Genomic DNA, 22,784 nt, shown 5'->3' with positions numbered 1-22,784 from the left:
AACGGGCTCAATTATAGAGAGGGTCGCCCATTAGCCGCCTTGTCATGCGTCAAGGCTTGCTGTAAGACTGCAAAAAGTGGGGCAGTAGTGGTTGTTTATACAGTATATACCCGTCATACTTTACGTTGCATGTGCGTTGGCTTGCCTCGTTCACCCCAGTCACTTACTGGAGTAAGCTCCCGGGGTTCACAGCGTTGCCGCCTTCCTGCAACTTCAATTATTTAGGGTATCGTAGTTTTTATGGCCTTGTCCTCTGCGCAAAAAGCGCAAATCGCCGCCTGGTATAAGGCGCTACAGCAACAGATCCCGGACTTTATTCCCCGCCCACCACAAAGGCAGATGATTGCCGAAGTGGCGAAAACGCTCGCGGGTGATGAGGGACGTCATCTGGCGATTGAGGCACCCACCGGTGTAGGCAAAACCCTTTCCTACCTGATCCCGGGGATCGCCATCGCGCGTGGCGAGCAGAAAACGTTAGTGGTCAGCACCGCCAACGTCGCCCTACAGGATCAAATATTTAGCAAAGATTTGCCGCTGCTACGCAAAATCATTCCCGACCTGAAATTTACTGCCGCCTTTGGGCGCGGGCGCTATGTCTGTCCGCGAAACCTGGCTGCACTTGCCACGGATAACCTGGCTCAGGGCGATTTACTGGCTTTTCTGGAAGATGAACTGACTCCGACCAGCAAAGACGAACAGCAGCGCTGCTCCAAACTAAAAACCGATCTCGACGCTTACAAATGGGACGGGTTGCGCGACCATACCTCGCACTCCATAGATGATGATTTGTGGCGACGCTTAAGCACTGATAAAGCCAGTTGCCTGGGTCGCAATTGCCACTGGTATCGTGAATGTCCGTTCTTTGTGGCGCGACGTGAAATTGACGATGCCGAAGTGGTGGTGGCGAATCACGCGCTGGTGATGGCCGCCATGGAAAGTGATGCAGTTTTACCGGAAGCAAAAAACCTGCTGCTGATTTTAGATGAAGGCCACCATTTGCCGGATGTGGCGCGCGACGCACTGGAAATGAGCGCGGAAATCACGCCAGGGTACAGCCGTTTGCAGTTTGATCTGTTTAGTAAACTGGTGGAAACCTGCATGGCGCAGTTCCGCCCGAAAAGCCCGCCGCCGCTGACAGTGCCAGAACGTCTGACCAACCATTGCGACGAAATCTACGAATTACTGAGTTCGTTTAACAGCATTGTGTCGCTATGGTTGCCGGGTGAGCAGGAGGCTGAGCACCGCTTTGAAATGGGTGTTTTGCCCGATGAAATCATGGCGATTTGTAAGCGCCTGGCGAAGCTGATGGAAGGGTTGCGCAGCCTGGCAGAAGCGCTGCTTAACGATCTCAGTGAAAAAACCGGCACCCACGATATTGTGCGCTTACACCGCTCGTTATTGCATATGAACCGCGCACTGGGTTATTTCGAAACCCAGAGCAAGCTGTGGCGACTCTCGGCGATGGCACAGGCGTCAGGTGCACCGGTATCGAAATGGGTGACGCGTGAAATTCGTGAAGGCCAGCCGCATCTCTTCTTCCATTGCGTCGGTATCCGCGTCTGCGACCAGCTGGAAAAACTGGTGTGGCGCAATGTGCCGCATGTCATTGTGACCTCCGCCACGCTGCGTTCGCTGAATAAATTCGACCGCCTGAAAGAGATGAGCGGGTTAGACGAACATGCGGGGGACCGGTTTATTGCGCTGGACTCGCCGTTTAACCATGTCGAACAGGGAAAACTGGTTATTCCACAATTAACCGTTGAGCCGACTATGGAAAACGAGGCCCAGCATCTGGCTGAAATGGCTGCATTTTTCCGTGCTGAACTGGCAAAAGGTGAACATAAAGGGATGCTGGTGTTGTTTGCCAGTAACCGGGCGATGCAGACTTTCATGACCCATGTCACCGACCTGCGCCTGACGCTGTTAGTGCAAGGCGACCAACCGCGTTACCGGCTCGTAGAAACGCACCGTAAACGGGTGGAACAAGGCGAAACCAGTGTGCTGGTGGGTCTGCAATCCTTTGCTGAGGGGCTCGATTTAAAGGGTGATCTACTCAGCCAGGTGCATATCCACAAAATTGCGTTCCCGCCTATCGACAGCCCGGTGGTGGTCACGGAAGGTGAGTGGTTAAAAACCCTGAAACGCTATCCTTTTGAAGTACAGAGCTTACCTGCGGCGTCGTTTAACCTTATTCAACAGGTTGGGCGTTTAATTCGTAGCCACGGCTGTTATGGTGAGGTGGTGATTTATGACCGACGTCTGTTGACCAAAAATTATGGCCAGCGTTTACTGGGCGCGTTGCCGGTTTTCCCCATAAGCCAGCCTGAAGCGCCAGCAGCTAAACTGATAGATACCAAACCGAAAAAAACTCCGGTGCGGCGCAAACGTACGAGTAAGAAATAGAAAGGAGACTCTGAGTGGATTACCGTAAAATCATTAAAGAAGTCGGGCGCGGTAAGAACCATGCTCGCGACCTGGATTTTGACACTGCTCGTGGCCTGTACGCCCATATGCTCAGAGGCGAGGTGCCGGAACTGGAACTCGGTGGCGTGTTGATTGCGCTGCGTATCAAAGGTGAAGGCGAAGCAGAAATGCTGGGCTTTTATGATGCAATGAAGCATCACCTGATCTCCCTGACGCCACCGGTTAATAAGCCGATGCCGATTGTTATCCCTTCTTATAACGGCGCACGAAAACAAGCGAATCTGACACCGTTGCTGGCGATGTTACTTAATCGTCTCGGTTTTCCGGTGGTGGTGCATGGGGTCAGTCACGATCCAACGCGCGTATTAACCGAAACTATCTTTAAGCTGATGGGCGTCGAGTCGACGCTGCATGCGGGCCAGGCGCAAGCCCGGCTGGACTCACATCATCCGGTCTATATTCCCATCAGCGCGCTTTGTCCGCCAATGGATGATCAACTCGCGATGCGCTGGCGAATGGGTGTGCGCAATAGTGCACATACGCTCGCTAAACTGGCCACCCCATTTGAAGAAGATGCAGCACTCCGTCTGGCAAGCGTTTCCCATCCTGAGTATGTTCCGAAAGTGGCAAAATTCTTTGCCGATATTGGTGGGCGCGGCCTGTTAATGCACGGTACGGAAGGGGAAGTGTATGCCAATCCGCAACGCTGCCCGCAGATAACCCTTATCGATACGCAGGGCGCACGCGTAGTCAGCGAACGTCAAACGGACGTCAGTGATGAGGAAGTGGTGCTGCCAGTCGGGAAAGATCCAGAAGTGACCGCCCGATGGATAGAACGCTGCGTTGCTGGCCTGGAACCTGTCCCGCAATCACTCAAAACACAAATGGCCTGTTGCCTGCTGGCGACGGGTGAAGTGGCAACCCTTGAAGATGGCCTTTCCCGCGTCAATCAGACCTTCTGACCCGGCGCGTTTTAACGGAAAAAAGGCAAAAAAAAGCCCGCGGTAAATATCCGCGGGCAACAAGCGTATAACAGAGTCTATCAGGGTGGAGCAGAGCTCCAAAACAATGAGGGGTAATACCGGGCAATACTGCAGGATTACTTGTAGATAACCGCAGTACCGCTCATTTTGCCGTTGGTGTTAGCAGAAGTGATTGAGTACGCTTTTGCGCCTGCTGCTTCTGCTTTAGACGCCAATTTTGCTTCCAGGCCATCCAGAGTGGATGCGCCATCCGCTGAAACCACACCGACTTTGTCTAAATTCTGTGCTTCAGCAGGATTGATGGATTGTGCAGCGAACGCACCGAATGAAAGAGTAGAAAGGGCGATAGCGGCTACAGCATATTTGATGGTTTTCATAGTTAATTTCTCGCAGGTTATTCTGTTTAGGGTGACGATGTTCCGTCGATGTGATTATGGTCACACTTTTAAGCAGAATATAAAATCAAATAGAATTGACCGCCTTGTTCAAAAAATTTGAATTTATGTTAAATCATTGAAATTAAAAATGATTAGCGTGCGAATTATCATTTCGGTTTATATATCTTTACAACCGCTTCGCTTACCGCATCTTTTGCTACTTTTTTTTGAAAGGTCCGGCCCGCTCTGGCCTGCAATCGCTTGCGCGCTCTTTTTAAGATAATGTAGCGAATGACTCTTTTCGCCGGCTAACATGCTTTTATAATGAAGACTTTACTTAACTGCATACCAGAAGGGGTCTGATGGAGATTAAGCTGCACTCCAACGCCACCACGACGCCGCGTACCCGCAAATACATTCAGAGCTCTGAAAAATCTGACAGTGAACTGGCGGAAGAGCTGAATATATCTGTCGATACCGTCAGGCGCTGGCGTAAGCGAGATGACTGTTATGACAAATCTCATCGGCCAAATACCATTCATCGCGCCCTGAGCCATCAGCAGGAGGCGATGCTGGTCTTTCTACGCGTGCGGCTCTCCCTTTCCCTTGATGAACTGCTGGAAGCGGCACAGTTACTGGTACAACAGGGCATTTCCCGCGCAAGCATCAGCCGTACGCTGCAAAACTGGCAGCAATCGCGTTTGACGAAACCTGATTTGAAACAACCCGTCGGGCATCTGCGACTGGATGTTTTCCCACTGCCGGAGATCATTAGCCATAAACATGGCAGCCTGATGGTATTTAGCGATCCAGTTTCGGGTTTTATTGCTGTGGCGCTGCGCGAGCGTGGTGACGCACAACCCCTTGATGCGCTGGTGGGCTTTTTGCAACAAGGTTTGCTGTTGCAGGTGCGTTCATTAACCGCGCGTTCTACTGAACTCACACAGCAACTGGCGCAACAACTCCAGGTGCCATTGCATCAAGCTACGCCAGAAGAGTGGTTGGAAAGGGCGGCCAGCGGCGGGTGGGAGCAATCTCTTGAGCAGTTACTGAATGGTGAGCGTTTCGACAAGCGGTTGGGTTTTGGTGCGGTTTTACTGGAATTCGAGGATTTGCTTAATCATCGGATAATCCGCAACCGGTTGAAAAATCTCACACCGGCTGCGTGGTTGAAAGCCTGTTAATCCCGTGACAGGAGCCTGGTCTACAAATCGACTTTACCCAGATCAAGTAAGTACTGCGTCAGTAGCAAAGCAGGGCGACCGCTAGCCTGGGTAAATTTTCCGCGGCTCAGTGCGGTACCACTGACATCTAAATGTGCCCATGGCGTCTGATGACAAAACTTACTTAAAAAATGGGCTGCGGAGACGGCGATGGCTGCATTGTTTGGCGGCGTGTTGGTGAGATCGGCAATATGGCTTTTGACCTGCGGATCAAAACTTTCATCCAGTGGCAGAGGCCAGACCCGGTCTTGCGTTAACTCTGCAGCCTGCTGCAATTGCTGGCTAAGTTGTGAATGGTTACTCATCAGGCCGGAAATGTCGTATCCCAACGCTTTGACCACTGCACCCGTCAGGGTGGCGACGTCGATTAATGCCGCTGGTTTAAAGCGCGTTGCGGCGTAGCTGAGAGCATCTGCCAGCACCAGGCGGCCTTCGGCGTCAGTATTGATAATTTCGACGTTAAGCCCAGCGTGAGATTTCACCACATCACCTGGCAACATCGCCTTTTCGCCAGGCATGTTTTCTGCCAGTGCCATCACGGCAACCACATTCAGGGGTAATTGCAGCTGTTTGACGGTTTCCATCAGTCCGAACACGGTGGCAGCACCACACATATCGTATTTCATGGTACGCATTCCTTCGCCTTCTTTGAGCCACAAACCGCCAGTGTCGAAGGTGATGCCTTTGCCAACGAAGGCATAGTAAGGCGCATTTTCATGTGTACCTTGCCAGCGCAGTGTGACCAGGCGTGGCGGGTTGTTGCTGCCTTTTCCTGTGGCCTCCAGACACCCCATTCCGAGTTCATGAATGTCGTTTTCATCAAGAATGTCACAGTGAGTTTGCCGATGACCGTTCGCCCACTCTTCTGCCTGTCGGGCGATATCTTGTGGACGGCAGTCATTCGCCGGCGTATCGGAAAGCATGCGGGAAAGTCGCATTCCATTGGCAATCGCCTGGGTTTGAGCAGCCAGTTCAATGGCTCTCTCACTGTGCTCAGCAGTTAATAGCCAAACCTGGTCGTGACTTTCGGGCGGTTGTTGGCGATAACCTAACTGTGGAAGCTGGTAGAAACGATTCATGATGGCCACAAGCAGTGTGCGCAAGCGGGCAAAAACAGTCGGATTTCCGAGAGAGAATCCGGAGATATCCAGCACGACAGGATGTGCGAGTGGGCTGGGTAACACCGTACTCAGGCTCTCCGTTAGCTGGCGCAATACTTGCGGGCATTCGATGTCGGCTGAAGGCAACAGCGTGAGCTGCTGACAAACGCCATTCAGGCCAAAAGGGGTGGATTGCGCTTCGTCTTGCAAAGCCATTTCTTCAAGCAAAGGATGCAGAGTGCGTGGCCATGCCGGCGTGTGAATTTTCCACAGCATCAAATGTGCGTCTGTCGGGCATTGGCTGATTAGCTGGCATTTCATATGATCACCTCAGATGTGACACGCTGGTGATAGGCATCCAACCACGCCTGATCCGCCGGGCGAATTAACGTCTGTTTGCCTTCGCGTGTGGTCAAAAACACCGTTGGGACTTGGGTGGGGGTGGCAACGGAGAACGAGAAGTTATCAATGGTCGTTGCGGCACCGTACTCACCATGTTTATTCATACAAACGACTGACAAGTCCCCGGCGCGGCCATAGCGGGCAATCAACTGGCTTTCGAGATCGTAAACGGCTGATTCAGCGGCCTGCTGTGGCGACATGCCGCGTCCCATGCGACTAACAATTTCATAGCTGATGCAGCCTTTCATCAGGTCTTCTCCAAGGCCGGTTGCCGTTGCGGCACCAATCTGGCTATCGGCATAAAAACCTGAACCGGAAACCGGCGAGTCGCCCACACGTCCTGGGCGTTTCATAAATAACCCGCTGGTGGAGGTCGCCACGCACATCTGCTGATTTTGATCGAGCGTAACGACACCGACGGTGTCGTGGCCGGTGTACGGGCTCAGGCCGCGATCTAACGTTTCACGCTTTCGTTTCAGGTAATGTTGATGAGCACGTTCCGTCAGCATATTTTTTCGTTCAAACCCGTGGGCTAAAGCCCAGGTTTGCGCACCTTCCCCCACCATAAAGCTATTAAAGCGTTCCCGGCTTAAGGCCTGCGCCACAAGGATTGGGTTGGCAATATCGCGAATGCTGGCAACCGCACCAATGGCAAGGGTTGTGCCATCCATAAATGCGGCATCAAGCTCAACCACGCCTTGCTCGTTGGGCAATCCGCCGTAACCGACGGATTTGTAGAAAGGATAATCTTCTACACACGTCACCGCGCTTACAGCGGCTTCGCTGGCAGCCCTGTGTTCTTGCAACATGTGCGCGGCTTCGCTGACGCCTTCCCAGGCCATGCGCCAGGTCGCAATCACGCCCCAGTTTTTCGATAACGTCATGTTTACTTACTCCGTGGCGGGTTTAGTGGATGCAGACACGACCGGGGTTTCATTGGCCCGATATTGCTTGTCCACAACTTTAAGGAATGGCAAATAAATGATGGCGCCAATTAGCAGGTTAATCAGTTGAATGACTGCGCCGCTAAGATGCCCGGTAACAATGAATCCGCTTAGCACTGGCGGCAGCGTCCAGGGGATGTATACGCCGGTTGTTGTAGCGACCCAGCCTAGTGACATCGTGATGTACTGTACGGTGACCAACACCAGAGGAACGAGATTGAACGGGATAAGCATTATCGGGTTCATGATGACCGGTAGGCCAAACAGTACCGGCTCATTAATGTTAAACAGGGAAGAACCTACCGCGAGACGTGAAACATTTTTTATATGCTGGCTACGGGCAAACAGCAGCATAGCAATCACCAGAGACAAAGTGGCACCCGCGCCACCCATCCAAATCATGTCGTAAAACTGCTCGGTCACCACATGCGGTGGCAGCAAACCCGCTTGTGTCGCCGTCAGATTCTCCATCTGGTTTTCCATCCAGAAAGGACGCAGGATGCCGTTGACCATCGAACCGGAGTTAATCCCAATCGACCACAAGCTGGTAATGCTAAAGCAGGTAAACAGCGCGCCAATATACGAAGTACCAAAATGACGGATCGGTGTCGCCAGTACTTCATACACAAACTGGTGAATGGTGTGGTAATCCGTTTTGGAAAATAACACGCGGACTGCGAGCGCAATGACCAGAATCAACAGTGAAGGAATCAATGCGGCAAAGGATTTTTGCACAGCAGGTGGCACGCCATCAGGCATGCGAATCACCCAGTTCTGACGCAGCATCCAGGCAAACAGTTCAGTGCTCGCGAGTGCGCCCAACATCGCGACAAACAGGCCTTTCGAGCCAAGCCACTCCATAGGGATCAGGTTGCCGATCTCCTGGGTTTTGGCGAAAGGGGTCAGGATTAAAAAGCATGAGAGAGACAAAATTCCGGCAGACATTTTATCGATGTCATAACGTTCGGCCAGACGGTAGGCGACCAAAAAACTAATAAATACCGCCATGGTCGAGAAGATGGCATTAAACGGGATTTCGATAGTTGCAGACCAACCTTCACCAAAAATCGATGCCATAAACTGCTGATAGGCAGTGCTTGGGAAGGAAGAGATAACCAGCAGGATTGAACCAACAATAATAAACGGCATAAACGAGATATAAGCATCGCGGATCGCGCCGAGGTGGCGTTGTTGCGCCATTCTTCCCGCAAGCGGCATCAGCTTTGCTTCTATTGCGGCCATCAGGTTTTTCATTGTTACCGCTCCGTAAGGAATCACAAGAGACAATTCTTGTGCTGCATACAGTAGACATTGTTAGCGGCGAAAAAAGTGAGAGGATTCACAGATAACCGATAAAAGTATCATGTGATTGCTTATGAAATAAAAAACGGCCTCCAGATTAGGAAGCCGTTATTACAAATACCCCGGGGACAAACTATTCAGACTATTTATAAATAGTCGCGGTGCCAAACATACGTTCGTCACCACTGGCTGAGTTAACAATAAAACCTTTTGCACCTTCTTCTTTCGCTTTTTCACCAAGTTTTGTTTGTAGATCATCAAGATTAGCTGCGCCAGTAACAGAAACCGTACCTGCCGGACGAAGTTGACCGGTGTTGCCGTGCGTGAGTGGCTCGGCAGCTATGGTAATAAACGGTAGTGTCGCAAGGGTGACAACCGCAGAAAAATACAGCAATTTTTTCATAATCACATCCTCTCGCTTTAGGGGCGCTGGTTAAAAATCAATCAGCACTTGAAGTGTAGGTGCAATGCGGTAAATAAACGGCGCAAAAAATTGATTAACTCATGCTCATTTTTTGAACAACATTACTTGACGAAATACTTACAAATCATGCAGATACAGGATCATGATTTCGTTGGTTTTATCGAGCGTCGGGGCGTATTAAATCAAAGCGATGAGCTTCATCAATGGTGTAATACGCTGATGGCCCGCCCGCGCGCAGCACCGGTTTTGCCAGTGCGGTTTGATAAATGCCGTCTATCAGCAGCGATTCATCGATGTGAACCGCGACAACTTCGCCCAACACCAGCCAAGTATTAATTGCCGTCCCGTCAGCACCGGTTAACTGAATGCACTGAGATAAGCGGCATTCGAAATTGACCGGGCTTTCTGCCACCAGGCTGGCTTTCACTTTACGTCCAGCTACCGGGGTCAACCCGGCCCGGGTAAATTCATCTTCACCGTGGGGGAGGGAGGCGGAGGTCTCATTCATCCGTTCGGCTAATTCACGGGTGGTCAGGTTCCAGACGAACTCTTTGGTCTCAAGAATATTTTGCACGCTGTCTTTCCAGCCGCTGCTGGCGAAACCAATAATCGGTGGTCGATAATTAAAACAGTTAAAGAAGCTGTACGGCGCCAGGTTACGCTGGCCTTGCTGATTGTAAGAAGCAATCCAGCCAATAGGACGCGGGCCGATAATGGCGTTCAACGGGTCGTGCGGCAAACCGTGGCCGTCGGCTGGTTCGTAGTAATAGCGTTTCGCGGACATAAGACCTCATTCAGTGATGAAATTGGCGTGGCGTATTTACCCCGCAGGCTTCACAGAGTATCTTACGCGCCCACACAAGGAGAAGCCGCAATGAAAACCCCTGCCACCACTAAACCGGGTTTGCACCCACGCAACCGCCACCGTAACCGTTATGATTTCCCGGCGCTGACGCAAAGTAGCCCGGCGCTGAGTGCCTTTTTACGCCCAGGCCCCCATGGCGATACTACGGTTGATTTTGCCGATCCTTTGGCTGTCAAAGCGCTCAATCAGGCGTTGTTGGCGCATTTCTACGGTGTGAAGCAGTGGGATATTCCAGAAGGTTTTCTTTGCCCTCCGGTGCCAGGACGTGCCGATTATATTCACCATCTGGCAGATTTGCTGGCAGAAGGTAACGGCGGCGTGGTGCCTTCTCAGGCTTCAGTGTTGGATGTGGGTGTTGGCGCGAACTGTATTTATCCGCTGATTGGTCAACATGAATACGGCTGGCGCTTCACGGGCACCGATGTGGATGCCGAAGCGGTACGTAATGCGACGGCGATTATTGATGCCAATCCTGGTCTGTCACGCCTGATTCGTGTGCGTCGCCAGAAAACGCCAACCGCGATTTTGCCTGGCGTTATCCATAAGAATGAAATGTTCGATGCCACGCTCTGCAACCCTCCGTTCCACGACTCCGCGCAAGCTGCTCGTAGCGGTAGTGAGCGTAAACGTGTGAACCTCGGTCAGGATAAAGACGCGGCACTGAATTTTGGTGGCCGTGAGCAAGAGCTGTGGTGTGAAGGTGGCGAAGTGGCCTTCGTCAGCCAGATGGTTAACGAGAGCAAAGCCTTTGGTCGCCAGGTGCAGTGGTTTACTTCGCTGGTATCCCGTGGGGAAAACCTGCCGCTGATTTACCGCGTGTTGCAGGAAGCAGGGGTCGAAAAAGTGGTGAAAAAAGAGATGGCCCAGGGTCAGAAACAGAGCCGCTTCATCGCCTGGACCTTTATGAACGACACACAACGCGCTCGTTGGGCCGCTACGCGTTACAAATAGTTATACCGTAGGATTTGCAGGTGGCAGCATTCCCGCCGCTGCCTGCGACTCCTGTAGCGCCTGAGCGGCATCCGCCCCAGGCTGCATTACCTGTACCGTCTGCACTGGCGGACGAATACCGGCCGCGTCGAAGTGTTTTTTCACCATCCCATCTAATGCAAATCGCACCGACCATTGTTTGAGTGGCTGGGTGGTGAATGACACGCGTACCGTGAACGCCTGGTTGGTCAGCCCGACAATGCCCGCAAATGACGGCTCACCAATAACCAGCCTGCGAATATCCTCTTGCTCCATCAACTCATTGACCGCTTCTTTGAGAATGCGATTGGCTTTATCGACATCTTCCTGGCGGTCGACATCATAGTTCGCCACAAACGAACCAATGCCGCGCACAAAGTTTGCGAAGGTGGTTATCGAGGACCACGGGATGATGTGATATGCGCCGGTGTCCTGGCGCACGCCAACCGAGCGAATCGACATGCGTTCGACGCTACCGGTAATCGGCCCGATGGTGACTAAATCTCCGGTATTCATGCCATTCTCAAACTGGATAAAGACGCCGGTAATAATATCTTTCACCAGAGTTTGTGCACCGAAACTGATCGCCAAACCAAGCGCTCCTGCACCGGCCAGCAGTGGCGCAATGTTTACGCCAATTTCGGACAGCAAAATCATAATCGTGATAGTGCTAATCACCACCGCCAGCGCATTACGAAACAGCGTCAGTAGCGTGCGAGTACGGGCACTGGGCATCGGGCGGCCATGAATATCAGACGCAAGACGGTTTTCAATCAGGCTTGCAAGCAATGTCCAGCCTACGGCGGAGAACAACAGGATCAGGACGATGCGGATGAGAATATCGATGGTTTTCTCACCTGTGTCGTTGGAAATCCACGCCCACATATCAAACAAGCCCCACGCATTGAGCAACATCATGACCGCGACACAGACGGTGAGAAAGCGCGCCAGTTTTATCGCAGCCGAAATCCAGCCGTTCAAGCGCTTTTGCAGCTCGGGGTAATTGCGTTGGACCTGCGGTGAAAGGGTGATGGTTTTCGCAAGCCACCGTGACAACATCCCTGAAATAAACGCCGCCACGCTGATGATCGCCAGGCTATGCAGCGATGCGGCCATCATCCATTTCAGGCTATTGCCCGGGTCGAACAGCGAGAAGAAAAATAGCACCACAAAATAGGCGCTTGCCAGCCAGTGCCAGACCAACGCGAATGCGCGAATAAACAGGCTGAAAAATGCCATGGAATGGTCGGCCAGTTGAATCAAACTCTGCTGAATTTGCCGCTTGTTACGGGCAATCAGGTACAACGCCCAGAGCGTGATGCATAGCATCAGGATGACGTTGGCGATGGCGCCGACTTGCACGTTCACCTGGTTGGAGATAATCGGCACCGCCACCAAAATACCGTAGCCAATCAGGCTGCTTAAACCGGCCAGTCGCAGGTTCCAGTATTGGGCGCGTGGGTCCGAAATCGGGAACGGGCGCAGGTCAGGGAAGCGCGGGCAGAATATCAGACGCAAAATCGCTTTGAAGAATTCGATCAGTGCAAAGGCATTAAGAAATAGCCCTTGCTGACGGGCGATGGTGCGATTGCCCGCATTCATCATGTCACTGAATATTTGCCCGACGAACAGGGTGAGTGCCAGCAACAGCAAGTCGATAATAAACGCCGCGATGATCATCAGCGGCAGATGGAACCAGTTCGAACGGTCGCGATTCTTTTTTCGTCCCCATTTACCTAAGCGTGACCAGACAGGAGTCATACAGGCGCGAATCAGCAGATAGAAGGCGAAAACGGCAGCCACCAACATCGAAAAATGGGTTAAGGCATTATAAAAAGTCTGCTGGTTGAATGCTTTATGCGGTGCGCCAATGATATTGCGATGCAATTGAGCGAAGCGTTGTGCGAGTTCACCACCGTAATGACGGCTCAAATCGGTGACATTCTCAAGAACGGTTTTGTCTTCACTGATTTGTTCTGGCGGAACGATGGCTGGTACCGGTTCAGGCGGTGGCGTGGAGGCGACTTTGCGTAGCTGCCCAATCAGTTCATTGCGTGACTGGGAGTTGTCCAGCACGTCGGCCAGCGCAGAATAGGCTTTCTTTTTTTCTTCGAGATTCGGCTCGGCGGGTGGCGTGCCAGAGTTTTGTTGGGTGGATGCAGCAACGGCAGCTGTCGGAAGTGAGACAGCCTGTGACGGGAAGCTAAACATGCACAGCAGAAGCAAGAGTAGCGGCACAGCGTTCCTCCGGACTGAATAGTCAGACAAAGGAATAAGTATAGAGCGCAGGGGCAGGCGGGTTGGAAAACGGGATTAATCTGGTGTGGGGAATTCCCTCACCCCGGCCCTCTCCCCAAGGAGAGGGAGAAAACCGTTAATTCCCTCTCCCAGGAGAGAGGGTTAGGGAGAAAACCGTTAATTCCCACTCCCGGGGGAGAGGGTGAGGGAGAAAACCGTTAATTCCCACTCCCGGGGAGAGGGTTAGGGAGAAAACCGTTATTTCCCTCTCCCGGGGGAGAGGGTTAGGGTGAGGGCGAAAACTCAGGAAACGTGCTGCAAGAATTCCTGCAAGCGCTGACTTGGTGGGTTCTCAATCAGCTCCTGCGGATTACCATCTTCGGCGATGCGCCCTTTATCAATGAAGATCAGCCGCGATGCGACTTTGGCAGCGAATCCCACTTCGTGGGTGACGATAACCATCGTCATACCTTCTTCTGCCAGATCTTGCATAACCTTCAACACTTCGTGACGCAGTTCCGGGTCAAGTGCAGAGGTTGGCTCATCAAACAGCATCATTTTCGGCTTAACAGCCAACGCACGGGCAATCGCCACACGCTGTTGTTGGCCACCGGAAAGCTCTGATGGATAGTGATGCGCGCGCTCTGCCAGGCCTACTTTCGCCAACAGCTCTTTAGCCTGGGTATCGGCCGCATCTTTTTTCAGACCACGGACACGAATCGGACCAAAGGCGACGTTTTCCAGTGCGGTCAGATGTGGGAACAGATAGAACTGTTGGAACACCATGCCCGCTTCCTGACGAATCAGGCGCTCGTCCACTTTCGGATCGTTCACTTTCAGACCGTCAACAAACAGGTCACCACTGGTGATGTCTTCAAGTTTGTTGATGCAACGCAGCAGCGTTGATTTACCAGAGCCTGATGGCCCGATAATCACAACCACTTCGCCCTGTTTAATGTTGAGGTCGATGTTATGCAGCACCTGGGTTTTGCCAAAGTGCTTAGAGACATTTTTAAATTCAATCACAGGATTTTCATCCTTCTTTCAAGGCGACGCAGCACGAAGCTCAGCACCAAAGTAATAATCAGATAGAAGACCGCAACGGCGCTCCAAATCTCTAGCGCACGGAAGTTCCCGGCAATAATTTCTTGCCCCTGACGGGTCAGTTCAGCCACACCGATAACGATGAACAGCGACGTATCTTTGATGCTGATAATCCACTGGTTACCCAGCGGTGGCAGCATACGGCGCAATGCCAGTGGCATAATCACGTGGCGAATGGTTTCGCGCTTGGACAGACCCAGAGCCAGACCCGCTTCCTGGAAGCCTTTATGAATCGACAGCACCGCACCACGGGTAATTTCCGCAATATAGGCACCTGAGTTGATCATAATGGTCACGACAGCCGCAGTGAACGGGTCGATGCGCAAGTCAGGGACTGCCATAGGCAGTGCGAAGTAAATGAACATCACCTGTACGACAATTGGCGTACCGCGGATGACTTCAATGAAAACTAATGCGATGTGGTTGGCAATCCAGCCGCCATAAGTACGGGCGAAACCGGCCACCAGACCAATTATCAGACCACCAAATAACCCGATGACCGAAATCAACAACGTCATTTTGGCGCCTTCAATCAAAAGCGGGATTGCAGGCCAGATGGCACTCCAGTCGAACTCCATGATTAATTCCTATTGTTAACCCTTCATCCTTCAAGCTGCCTCTTTGTTGGCTGCTATCACTTACCCAAATTACTTACTAATGTAAGCCGATTGGGATTCGCTCTTTTGCCGCCGCGATGCAACTCGAAATATTTGGGGTTGTTATACCGTGGTTCAAAAATATCAGGGGCGAAAGCCGCCCCCGAGGTCTTGCTTACATCATTTTAGATTTATTATTTTGGCTCAGTGCCGAACCATTTTTTGTAGATTTCGTTGTACTTGCCGTTCTCTTTCAACGTTTTCAGCGCGCCGTTCACTTTAGTACGCAGATCATCGCTACCTTTAGGGAAGGCGATGCCGTATTGCTGAGCTTCCAGAGAATCACCTACAGCCTTGAACTTGCCCTGGCCTGCGGTTTTGATGAAGTAAAGAATGTTTGGCGTGTCGTGCAGCACGGCGTCAGCACGGTTAGTGCCCAGTTCCATGTATGCGTTATCGATGTTCGGGAACTGACGCAGGTCTTTCGTTTTGATGTTAGCTTTCGCGTAATCAACAGAGCCCGTACCGCTCTTCACTGCAACCACTTTACCGTCGAGATCTTTTACGCTTTTAACGGTGTCGTTATCCGCTTTAACCATCACCAACAGGCCGCTTTTGTAATAACCGTCAGAGAATTCGATCGCTTTTTTACGTTCTTCGGTGATGGTGATACCCGCCAGCGCCAGGTCAATGTTTTTGGTTTGCAGCGCAGGAATGATACCGCTGAAATCCATAGGCTTGAGGGTGTAATCCAGTTTTAATTCTTTTGCTACGGCATCCCACAAATCGATATCAAAACCGACGTATTTGTCGCCTTGTTTAAATTCGAAAGGAACGAATGCGGTGTCGGTCGCAACGACCAGTTTCTTATCAGCGGCGTGGGAAGAAACCGCAAAAGCCAGGGTGAGTGCAGCCAGTGAAACTTTTAAAATCGACTTCATAGCATTTCCTTGTTTATCCATGGGGCAATCCCCTGCATCAGTAAGCGGCACCATGGAAAAATCATGCCAGGTTTTCAACTTACTGTTTTTGCAAGGATGTGAATATGTAACATTGCACAATAATGGTTGCAAGCCAGTTACGATGCACTGTAATGGTGCCCAATTTTGGTGCGTAAAGTAGGGGAAAATGTTGAAGCCTATTTTTACCGCAGATCAAGGCGGCAAAACAATCATCTGTTAACGATTGTGTGAAGTGATTATTACAAATGAGTAACTTTTGCGGCGGGGATGAACAATTTGATGCGCTAAAACGGTGCAAGCATCCTCCCGGGAACGGGAGGATGAACTCATAAATCAATAGCAATTAATCGATATTTGATTCAATAAACCACAGGAATTTGTCCAAATCGCGCGAAGCGGCGGTCAGGATATCGGCTGTATCTTCGTCTTTAGCTTCGCCAATGGCCTTGCGAACATCGTTAGCCACAATCGCGTAACGATCAGCCAACTCTTTCAGATGATCCTGAACAGTGTGGATGTCCAGCGGGTAGCTTTTCAGGGGGGTTTTGCTGTTAATGACCTGAGTAGTACCCAGTGCAACGCCTCCAAGTTGAACGGCGCGTTCTGCCATGGTGTCGAGATGGTCAGTCAAAGCGGTGCGGAAACCGTCAAGCATTTCATGTACTGCAATAAAGTTCGCACCACGCATATTCCAGTGCGCCTGCTTGGTAATCAACGACAAATCAATGAACTGGATGACCTGGCGATTGAGCAGCTCAATAGTGGCTTTCTTTTCGCTGTCTGCAACATCGTTACGGGTATACAGCAGATTGGTAGATTTGGTTTTTACCAGTTTAGCGGTAGTCATAATCTTTCATCCTCTTGATGTTAAGTCCAATGTATTGCCGGGATTAAGTATAGCACCGGTTTTTGATTTCGCCGGAGAAGTTAAAACCTATCAGTTAAATAGCAATTAATTAATGGAATTTAGTAACTCATTGTTAATGAATGGTTTTGAATATTATGTAACGGCGGGTAAGAGAGATGAACCGGATATGAACTTTGAATAGTAATAATTATTGTTTGCGCTCAAAGGAAATGACAAATAATAGCGGAATTATCTGAGTGACATGACGGGCATATAAGTTGTCAAGGCAATGGAATGGGTTCAATACATAAGAATATTTACCGTGATAAGCCTCACCACGGTAAATAATAATGGAGAAGGTTAATTAACATCAACGCTAGTAATCTGTGCTTCGCGCTTGAGTGTCAGCGTCGAGCCGACAGATGCGGCAATAATCGAAAGCAGCGCCAGCCACTGCACCAGGGTCAGATGTTCACCCAGGAATAACATCCCTGACAATGCGGCGAGCCCTGGCTCCATACTCATCAGCGTACCGAAAGTACGCGTTGGTAACCGCGTAAGCGCAATCATTTCCAGCGAGTAAGGCAGAGCCGTCGACAGCACTGCAACGCCAAGACCTAATGGTATCAATGACCAGTGCCAGAGGAGGTCGCCCGCCTGCCAGACACCAATCGGCACGAAGATAATGGCTGCAATCAGCGAACCGAATGCCACGGTTGCCGGCCCATGATCGACACCCGCTTTCTGTCCAAACAGAATGTATATCGCCCAACAAGCCCCGGCACCCAGCGCAAAGGCGGCACCCGCTAAATCGACATGGGAAATAGACTGCCCAAGAGGTAACAAGAACCACAGCCCCAACACCGCCAAAATCACCCAGATAAAATCCACCGCCCGGCGCGATGAAAACAGCGCTACGGCAAGGGGACCGGTGAATTCAAGAGCGACGGCAATCCCGAGTGGTACTGTCTGAATAGACAAATAAAACAGGTAGTTCATGCCCCCGAGCGCCAGCCCGTACATCAACAAAGGGACGCGTTGCTCGGCTTTGAAACGCAGTCTCCACGGCTTAAAGACGGCCACCAGAATCAAGGTGCCCAGCGCCAGACGCAACGCGGTCACCCCTGGTGCACCGACTAGCGGGAAGAGCGATTTAGCAAGTGAGGCACCGCTCTGGATTGAGGTCATAGCTATCAAAAGTACGACTATCGGTAACCATACGGGGGTTTTACGTGGCGAAAGCGGCATCCAGCATCCTGTCAGTCAGTGTCTATTTCGGTCAAGAAAGTAAAAGTAACCCCAGTGTAAATGATTAACTTATGGCTGGTTGAGATTTCATTGAAAAAAATAATCACCCGATGGCGTAAGATAACTGCGTGATTGCATAGAATTTGTTCAAAAATGTTTAAGAATAATCTGGATGACTATGTTGCATTTTATGCCAACAATTACGCCGTAAATGGGTAAAAAGTCTATGAATTTAAGGTAGTAGGATGTAATGGAAATGATCTGTTACATGAAAGGGTTCATTAGACAACGTAAATGTCGAAGAGTTTCTGACACAATTTTGATATATTAAAAACTTAGAAGTTACTTGAAGCACATTTGAGGTGGATTATGAAAAAAATTGCATGTCTTTCAGCACTGGCTTGTGTTCTGGCCGTTTCCGTTGGTACCGCATCTGCAGCAACTAGCACCGTAACCGGTGGCTATGCACAAAGCGATATGCAGGGCGTTGCTAACAAAGCTAACGGTTTCAACTTGAAATACCGTTACGAAAACGACACCCCGCTGGGTTACATCGGTTCCTTTACTTACACCGAAAAAGACCGCGCTGAGAATGGCGTTTACAACAAAGGCCAATACTACGGCATCACTGCTGGTCCAGCTTACCGCATCAATGATTGGGCAAGCATCTACGGTGTAGTCGGTGTTGGTTACGGTAAATTCCAGAGCACTAACTACCCAGCTAAAGCAGACACCAGCGACTACGGTTTCTCTTACGGCGCAGGTATGCAGTTTAACCCAATGGAAAACGTTGCACTGGACGTTTCCTACGAGCAGAGCCGCATCCGTAACGTTGATGTTGGCACCTGGATCGCTGGCGTGGGTTACCGCTTCTAATTTCACTCTTTTATCGAGTGAAAAAAAATCCGCCTCAAGGGGCGGATTTTTTATGTCTGCAATTTGAGTTACCGGGTCTTAGTCTCAAATACATCCGTCTGAAGGTGAGTATAGTCCACCTTTTTAAGCTTAAAGTTGGTGATGTAGATTGGCCCGGCATTCTGCTCAGAGATGAATTTATACTTCGGCGTTAACTCCCTGGTTTTAATCCCCGTCCACGCAGAGAAAAAGTTCAGGAAATCATTCGCCGAACGGCGCGCCTTTATCTGACGATGCACTTTATCGTCACTGGACAGCACCATAAACGGTACCTGGAAGTTTTGTTGGAATTCATCATCATGCGCCAGATACTGCACATCTGTACCGCGTTCTTTGACTGCCAGTCCGTGGTCGGAGAAATAAACCATCGAGAAAGTCTGACCGCTATTTTGCAGCTGTTGGTAGAGCTGTTTCAGCAAATCGTCGGTTTGCGTCATGCTATAGATATAACAAGACGTCTCTTTCGACTGGACGAAATCTTTATATTTACCTTGTGTGCGATCGCAGGCTTGCGGATGCGAGCCCATCAGATGCAGCACAATTAATTGTGGCGTGGTTCGTTGTGTGGACAACACCTGCGCCGTCATTTTAAGCAAGGCTTCGTCACGGGTATTTTTATCCGCTTCAAAATCACCACTTTTCAGGAACTGCACTTCATCGGCGCGTTTGGCGATGCTGGCGATGGCGGTATCGTACTCACCGATTTGACCCTGATTTGAGAACCACCAGGTCTGGAAGCCTGCGCGGTTCGCAAGCGTAATAATGTTGTCCTGATATTGCGGTTTGCCGTCAATCACACGGTTGAGCGTCATGCCCAGCGATTTTTGTGTTGAGCCACTGGCGGCCACATAATCCATAAACAGATTGCCATTCACCTGGCTGGCAAACGGGGTATTGTCCCAATGACCGCCGAAGGCGCCTAACACGTCGCGTCGCGCACTCTCGCCAATCACTACGACGTAAGTTTGATACTTCGGTTTAACCGCCAGCACATTCCAGGTGTCCTTCATTTTCGCGAAGGCCTGCATGCGCGTTTGCTCATCAAGAACTTCCTGGTTATTCACCACCACGTCTTTAACAAAGCGGAAGACCGGGTAACCGGAATCTTTGATTTTAAATACGCCGCCGTAAACCAGGTTTTGTACTGGCGCGACAAAGAAACACACCACGCTGACGACCAGACATAAGCTATCGAAATGGCACCAGAGGCGTTTTTTTGGCGCAACTTTGCGGCGCAAAGCAATCACGCCCAGCGCCAGGATAAACACCGACACTAAATAGCTGTACCACGGGAAGATAGTCATCAGTTCCGTGGATTCTTCGAAATTGGTCGAATGCAGAGCGAGCAGGGTATTAAAGTTAGGCGAGCCGTAAGCCTGGCCAAAAGGGAAATACATCGCAGCAATCAGGCTGCAAATCGCCAGTAAACCTTTTTGTAATTTGGGCGCGCTGCGCCACAGCAGCAATAAGACGCAACTAAATGCCACTGCATACAGAATGCTAAATTCGTAACCAAGAGCAAAGTTAATCAGCAGAGACTGAAGGAAATAAAAACCAGTCCACGGATTAAGCGCAACAGCGCGGATCGTCAGGGTATCTTTGACCGTTAAATTCATGTTTATTGAGATCTACTAAACGCCATGCGAAAACCCTGGCGACGAGGGTAAGAACCTGCCTGACAGACGGAAAAGAAGGGAAACTGGACCGCATCTGCGAGCCGCTTCATGTGCAGGGCTGCAAGAAGATAGAGCGCTACGATAAGAAGATCAACTGATAACAGAAATGTGTTTTGCGAAGCAGGTAACAAATCCGACAAATGGTAGGGATAAAGCGCATTCGCGCGAGGTAATCATAGGATCTATTGAAATGATTAGTTACAAACAGGCAGCGGCTTAACTTCAGAGAGAATGAAGTAGAAGAAGGCAGGGCGGCTGCCTACGACTTAGGTTTTTCGCCCTGCTGCGGTTTCCCGGAAACCCAATCACATAACATATTGAGCAGCATTAGCCGCACTTGAAACGGGGAATGTGTAAACACGCTCATGCACCTTTTAAATTCGTTCATTATATCCTCCTGTTCACCTCTGCTGCCCTTGATTCCTTTTCGGGCTGACTGCATTACATACAGATATAGCATAGGCTATATTGTATAGCTATTGCTAATTCGTTAAATTTTTGTGCTTACGTGATGCTGGTTTACAATGGGGCCGAACGTCGTCATTGGACGATGCCGCGCCACTGCATGAGGAAGCATCATGAGCCGTACGCCTGGCCAAAAGAATAAACAGAAAGTGACGCAGTTGGTAAACGTTGAAGAGCATGTCGAAGGCTTTCGACAGGTGCGGGAAGCGCACCGTCGTGAATTAATAGATGACTACGTTGAGTTGATTTCAGATTTGATTCGCGAAGTGGGGGAAGTGCGCCAGGTAGACATGGCGGCGCGACTCGGTGTTTCTCAGCCAACTGTTGCGAAAATGTTGAAAAGACTCGCCTCAGTTGGGCTTATTGAGCAAATTCCGTGGCGCGGTGTGTTTTTGACTGCTGAAGGTGAAAAGCTGGCGCAAATTAGCCGCGAACGTCATCAGATCGTCGAGAACTTTTTCCTCGCGTTGGGGATTAGCCCGGAAACCGCAAGAATCGACGCCGAAGGGGTCGAACATCACGTCAGCGAAGAAACTTTGGCAGCATTTCGCTTATTTAGTGAGCAGCGAGGATTTAAGTAGGAATGTTGTTAACCCTGGTTCGCCCATTTGCTCGCGATCGATTCCTTCATTTATTGCTTCTTATCGGTTTGGCATTGTGTTTTGTCACACCTTTCCATCCCAAGCTTTGGGTTAATGCCATCGACTGGCACACCATTATTACGCTCGCGGGCTTAATGATGCTGACCAAAGGCGTGGAGCTGAGTGGTTATTTCGATGTGTTGGGCCGTCGTATGGTGAAGCGCTTTGATAATGAGCGAACGCTGGCTCTGTTTTTAGTCAGCGCGGCGGCACTGCTCTCAACGTTTCTGACCAATGACGTGGCACTGTTTATTATCGTGCCGCTGACCATCACACTGAAAAAGTTATGTGCAATCCCGATTAACCGGCTGATTATCTTTGAAGCGTTAGCGGTCAATGCGGGCTCCATGCTGACGCCGATTGGTAATCCGCAGAACATTTTGCTATGGGGGCGCTCAGGCTTATCGTTCGGGGCTTTTAGCTGGCAAATGGCTCCGCTGGCCCTGGCGATCACGCTTAGCCTGTTAGTGCTTTGCTGGTTCTGTTTCCCGAATAAAAAACTCGTTTATCAGGCTCATGATAAAAAACATGACTGGCAGCCGCGACTGGTGCTGAGTTGTGTAGCGTTGTACGGGGTTTTCATTGTCGCGCTTGAGCTAAAGCAAGAAATCTGGGGCCTGCTGATCGTAGCCATTGGTTTTCTCCTGCTGGCCAGGAAAGTATTGCTGAGTATCGACTGGAGTTTGCTGTTGGTATTTATGGTGATGTTTATCGATGTCTATCTGATAACGCAGTTGCCGATATTACAACATGCATTAACCGGTATTAATCAGCTTTCAACGGATGGTCTGTTCGTACTGGGTATCGGATTGTCGCAGGTGATTAGTAATGTTCCTTCGACTATTTTACTGCTCAATTACGTCCCTGCGTCGGTGTTGCTCGCCTTCGCGGTGAACATTGGTGGATTTGGCCTGTTGCCCGGTTCACTGGCGAATTTGATTGCCCTACGTATGGCTAACGACCGCCGTATATGGGTGCGTTTTCACTTCTATTCATTGCCGATGTTAGTGTGGGCAGCAGTGGTGGGGTATGGTTTGCTGTACCTGATATAAATGTCGGATGACGCTGCGCTTATCAGG

At 50.5% G+C, this 22,784-nt stretch carries 21 protein-coding genes; 7 read left to right on the top strand and 14 right to left on the bottom strand.

What is annotated here, in order from left to right; all coding sequences use genetic code 11:
* Positions 1-240: 240 nt before the first annotated feature.
* Together dinG and ybiB are read left to right on the top strand one after the other, a co-directional pair.
* Positions 241-2,403 (top strand): ATP-dependent DNA helicase DinG, encoded by a 2,163-nt coding sequence (gene dinG, locus WBL83_RS04545; protein ID WP_424587998.1) that lies wholly within the window; start codon positions 241-243, stop codon positions 2,401-2,403.
* Between the two features lie 14 nt (positions 2,404-2,417).
* Positions 2,418-3,386, top strand: coding sequence for a DNA-binding protein YbiB (gene ybiB, locus WBL83_RS04540; RefSeq protein ID WP_424587997.1), 969 nt, complete (start codon positions 2,418-2,420; stop codon positions 3,384-3,386).
* A 137-nt stretch (positions 3,387-3,523) separates the two neighbouring features.
* Here ybiB and ybiJ read toward each other — a convergent pair whose 3' ends face one another.
* A complete protein-coding gene (ybiJ, locus tag WBL83_RS04535) occupies positions 3,524-3,784 on the bottom strand; it encodes a DUF1471 family protein YbiJ (protein WP_424587996.1) in 261 nt (86 codons plus the stop codon).
* A 362-nt stretch (positions 3,785-4,146) separates the two neighbouring features.
* Between ybiJ and WBL83_RS04530 the strand changes: the two genes are divergently transcribed.
* On the top strand, positions 4,147-4,968 hold the full coding sequence (locus tag WBL83_RS04530) for a helix-turn-helix domain-containing protein (protein WP_424587995.1): 822 nt from the start codon (positions 4,147-4,149) through the stop codon (positions 4,966-4,968).
* A 20-nt stretch (positions 4,969-4,988) separates the two neighbouring features.
* Here the strand turns inward: WBL83_RS04530 and WBL83_RS04525 are convergent, their stop codons facing one another.
* The 5 genes from WBL83_RS04525 to WBL83_RS04505 all read right to left on the bottom strand — a co-directional run bounded on the left by WBL83_RS04525 (position 4,989) and on the right by WBL83_RS04505 (position 9,963).
* Positions 4,989-6,428, bottom strand: coding sequence for a leucyl aminopeptidase (locus WBL83_RS04525; RefSeq protein WP_424587994.1), 1,440 nt, complete (start codon positions 6,426-6,428; stop codon positions 4,989-4,991).
* Positions 6,425-7,393 carry a N(4)-(beta-N-acetylglucosaminyl)-L-asparaginase gene (locus WBL83_RS04520; protein WP_424587993.1) on the bottom strand — a complete coding sequence of 323 codons (969 nt, stop codon included), beginning with the start codon at positions 7,391-7,393 and terminating at the stop codon, positions 6,425-6,427. The genes WBL83_RS04525 and WBL83_RS04520 overlap by 4 nt, the downstream gene beginning before the upstream one ends.
* Positions 7,394-7,399: 6 nt before the next feature.
* Positions 7,400-8,707, bottom strand: coding sequence for a PTS cellobiose transporter subunit IIC (gene celB, locus WBL83_RS04515; protein WP_424587992.1), 1,308 nt, complete (start codon positions 8,705-8,707; stop codon positions 7,400-7,402).
* A 190-nt stretch (positions 8,708-8,897) separates the two neighbouring features.
* Positions 8,898-9,158 (bottom strand): DUF1471 family periplasmic protein McbA, encoded by a 261-nt coding sequence (mcbA, locus tag WBL83_RS04510; protein ID WP_424587991.1) that lies wholly within the window; start codon positions 9,156-9,158, stop codon positions 8,898-8,900.
* Positions 9,159-9,336: 178 nt separating this feature from the next.
* Complete coding sequence (locus WBL83_RS04505; RefSeq protein ID WP_424587990.1) at positions 9,337-9,963, bottom strand: flavin reductase family protein; 627 nt, start codon at positions 9,961-9,963, stop codon at positions 9,337-9,339.
* A 90-nt stretch (positions 9,964-10,053) separates the two neighbouring features.
* Between WBL83_RS04505 and rlmF the strand changes: the two genes are divergently transcribed.
* On the top strand, positions 10,054-10,995 hold the full coding sequence (gene rlmF / locus WBL83_RS04500; RefSeq protein ID WP_424587989.1) for a 23S rRNA (adenine(1618)-N(6))-methyltransferase RlmF: 942 nt from the start codon (positions 10,054-10,056) through the stop codon (positions 10,993-10,995).
* On the opposite strand, the gene ybiO is transcribed toward rlmF, so the two are convergent.
* The 6 genes from ybiO to rhtA form a co-directional block, all read right to left on the bottom strand.
* Complete coding sequence (gene ybiO, locus WBL83_RS04495; RefSeq protein ID WP_424587988.1) at positions 10,996-13,251, bottom strand: mechanosensitive channel protein; 2,256 nt, start codon at positions 13,249-13,251, stop codon at positions 10,996-10,998. It lies immediately after the preceding gene.
* 303 nt (positions 13,252-13,554) lie between these two features.
* Entirely contained in the window at positions 13,555-14,277 is a 723-nt protein-coding gene (gene glnQ, locus WBL83_RS04490; RefSeq protein ID WP_424587987.1) for a glutamine ABC transporter ATP-binding protein GlnQ, read from the bottom strand.
* Complete coding sequence (gene glnP / locus WBL83_RS04485) at positions 14,274-14,933, bottom strand: glutamine ABC transporter permease GlnP (protein WP_183270989.1); 660 nt, start codon at positions 14,931-14,933, stop codon at positions 14,274-14,276. Before glnP ends, glnQ begins: the two co-directional genes overlap by 4 nt.
* A gap of 212 nt (positions 14,934-15,145) precedes the next feature.
* Positions 15,146-15,892 (bottom strand): glutamine ABC transporter substrate-binding protein GlnH, encoded by a 747-nt coding sequence (gene glnH, locus WBL83_RS04480; protein ID WP_424587986.1) that lies wholly within the window; start codon positions 15,890-15,892, stop codon positions 15,146-15,148.
* A 364-nt stretch (positions 15,893-16,256) separates the two neighbouring features.
* On the bottom strand, positions 16,257-16,760 hold the full coding sequence (dps, locus tag WBL83_RS04475) for a DNA starvation/stationary phase protection protein Dps (protein WP_424587985.1): 504 nt from the start codon (positions 16,758-16,760) through the stop codon (positions 16,257-16,259).
* A gap of 360 nt (positions 16,761-17,120) precedes the next feature.
* A complete protein-coding gene (rhtA, locus tag WBL83_RS04470; RefSeq protein WP_424587984.1) occupies positions 17,121-18,008 on the bottom strand; it encodes a threonine/homoserine exporter RhtA in 888 nt (295 codons plus the stop codon).
* 369 nt (positions 18,009-18,377) lie between these two features.
* Here rhtA and ompX point away from each other — a divergent pair, with 369 nt between their 5' ends.
* Entirely contained in the window at positions 18,378-18,884 is a 507-nt protein-coding gene (ompX, locus tag WBL83_RS04465) for an outer membrane protein OmpX (RefSeq protein WP_424587983.1), read from the top strand.
* 68 nt (positions 18,885-18,952) lie between these two features.
* On the opposite strand, the gene WBL83_RS04460 is transcribed toward ompX, so the two are convergent.
* Entirely contained in the window at positions 18,953-20,539 is a 1,587-nt protein-coding gene (locus tag WBL83_RS04460) for a sulfatase-like hydrolase/transferase (protein ID WP_424587982.1), read from the bottom strand.
* Positions 20,540-20,858: 319 nt separating this feature from the next.
* Positions 20,859-20,987, bottom strand: coding sequence for a manganase accumulation protein MntS (gene mntS / locus WBL83_RS04455; RefSeq protein ID WP_034456469.1), 129 nt, complete (start codon positions 20,985-20,987; stop codon positions 20,859-20,861).
* Between the two features lie 190 nt (positions 20,988-21,177).
* On the opposite strand from mntS, the gene mntR reads away from it, so the two are divergent.
* Together mntR and WBL83_RS04445 are read left to right on the top strand one after the other, a co-directional pair.
* On the top strand, positions 21,178-21,645 hold the full coding sequence (gene mntR, locus WBL83_RS04450; RefSeq protein WP_064548362.1) for a manganese-binding transcriptional regulator MntR: 468 nt from the start codon (positions 21,178-21,180) through the stop codon (positions 21,643-21,645).
* Between the two features lie 2 nt (positions 21,646-21,647).
* Positions 21,648-22,757 (top strand): SLC13 family permease, encoded by a 1,110-nt coding sequence (locus WBL83_RS04445; RefSeq protein ID WP_424587981.1) that lies wholly within the window; start codon positions 21,648-21,650, stop codon positions 22,755-22,757.
* Positions 22,758-22,784: the final 27 nt, after the last annotated feature.

Origin of the sequence: Buttiauxella sp. (assembly GCF_049686335.1) — a bacterium.
In the GTDB taxonomy this organism is placed as follows: domain Bacteria; phylum Pseudomonadota; class Gammaproteobacteria; order Enterobacterales; family Enterobacteriaceae; genus Buttiauxella.
This window is presented reverse-complemented; position numbering and strand designations above follow the sequence as displayed.

Coding starts and splice junctions, on each gene's coding strand:
- dinG (WP_424587998.1), top strand. CDS start 241: ATGGCCTTGTCCTCTGCGCAAAAAGCGCAAATCGCCGCCTGGTATAAG.
- ybiJ (WP_424587996.1), bottom strand. CDS start 3,784: ATGAAAACCATCAAATATGCTGTAGCCGCTATCGCCCTTTCTACTCTT.
- WBL83_RS04530 (WP_424587995.1), top strand. CDS start 4,147: ATGGAGATTAAGCTGCACTCCAACGCCACCACGACGCCGCGTACCCGC.
- WBL83_RS04525 (WP_424587994.1), bottom strand. CDS start 6,428: ATGAAATGCCAGCTAATCAGCCAATGCCCGACAGACGCACATTTGATG.
- WBL83_RS04520 (WP_424587993.1), bottom strand. CDS start 7,393: ATGACGTTATCGAAAAACTGGGGCGTGATTGCGACCTGGCGCATGGCC.
- celB (WP_424587992.1), bottom strand. CDS start 8,707: ATGAAAAACCTGATGGCCGCAATAGAAGCAAAGCTGATGCCGCTTGCG.
- mcbA (WP_424587991.1), bottom strand. CDS start 9,158: ATGAAAAAATTGCTGTATTTTTCTGCGGTTGTCACCCTTGCGACACTA.
- WBL83_RS04505 (WP_424587990.1), bottom strand. CDS start 9,963: ATGTCCGCGAAACGCTATTACTACGAACCAGCCGACGGCCACGGTTTG.
- rlmF (WP_424587989.1), top strand. CDS start 10,054: ATGAAAACCCCTGCCACCACTAAACCGGGTTTGCACCCACGCAACCGC.
- glnP (WP_183270989.1), bottom strand. CDS start 14,933: ATGGAGTTCGACTGGAGTGCCATCTGGCCTGCAATCCCGCTTTTGATT.
- glnH (WP_424587986.1), bottom strand. CDS start 15,892: ATGAAGTCGATTTTAAAAGTTTCACTGGCTGCACTCACCCTGGCTTTT.
- dps (WP_424587985.1), bottom strand. CDS start 16,760: ATGACTACCGCTAAACTGGTAAAAACCAAATCTACCAATCTGCTGTAT.
- rhtA (WP_424587984.1), bottom strand. CDS start 18,008: ATGCCGCTTTCGCCACGTAAAACCCCCGTATGGTTACCGATAGTCGTA.
- ompX (WP_424587983.1), top strand. CDS start 18,378: ATGAAAAAAATTGCATGTCTTTCAGCACTGGCTTGTGTTCTGGCCGTT.
- WBL83_RS04460 (WP_424587982.1), bottom strand. CDS start 20,539: ATGAATTTAACGGTCAAAGATACCCTGACGATCCGCGCTGTTGCGCTT.
- mntS (WP_034456469.1), bottom strand. CDS start 20,987: ATGAACGAATTTAAAAGGTGCATGAGCGTGTTTACACATTCCCCGTTT.
- mntR (WP_064548362.1), top strand. CDS start 21,178: ATGAGCCGTACGCCTGGCCAAAAGAATAAACAGAAAGTGACGCAGTTG.
- WBL83_RS04445 (WP_424587981.1), top strand. CDS start 21,648: ATGTTGTTAACCCTGGTTCGCCCATTTGCTCGCGATCGATTCCTTCAT.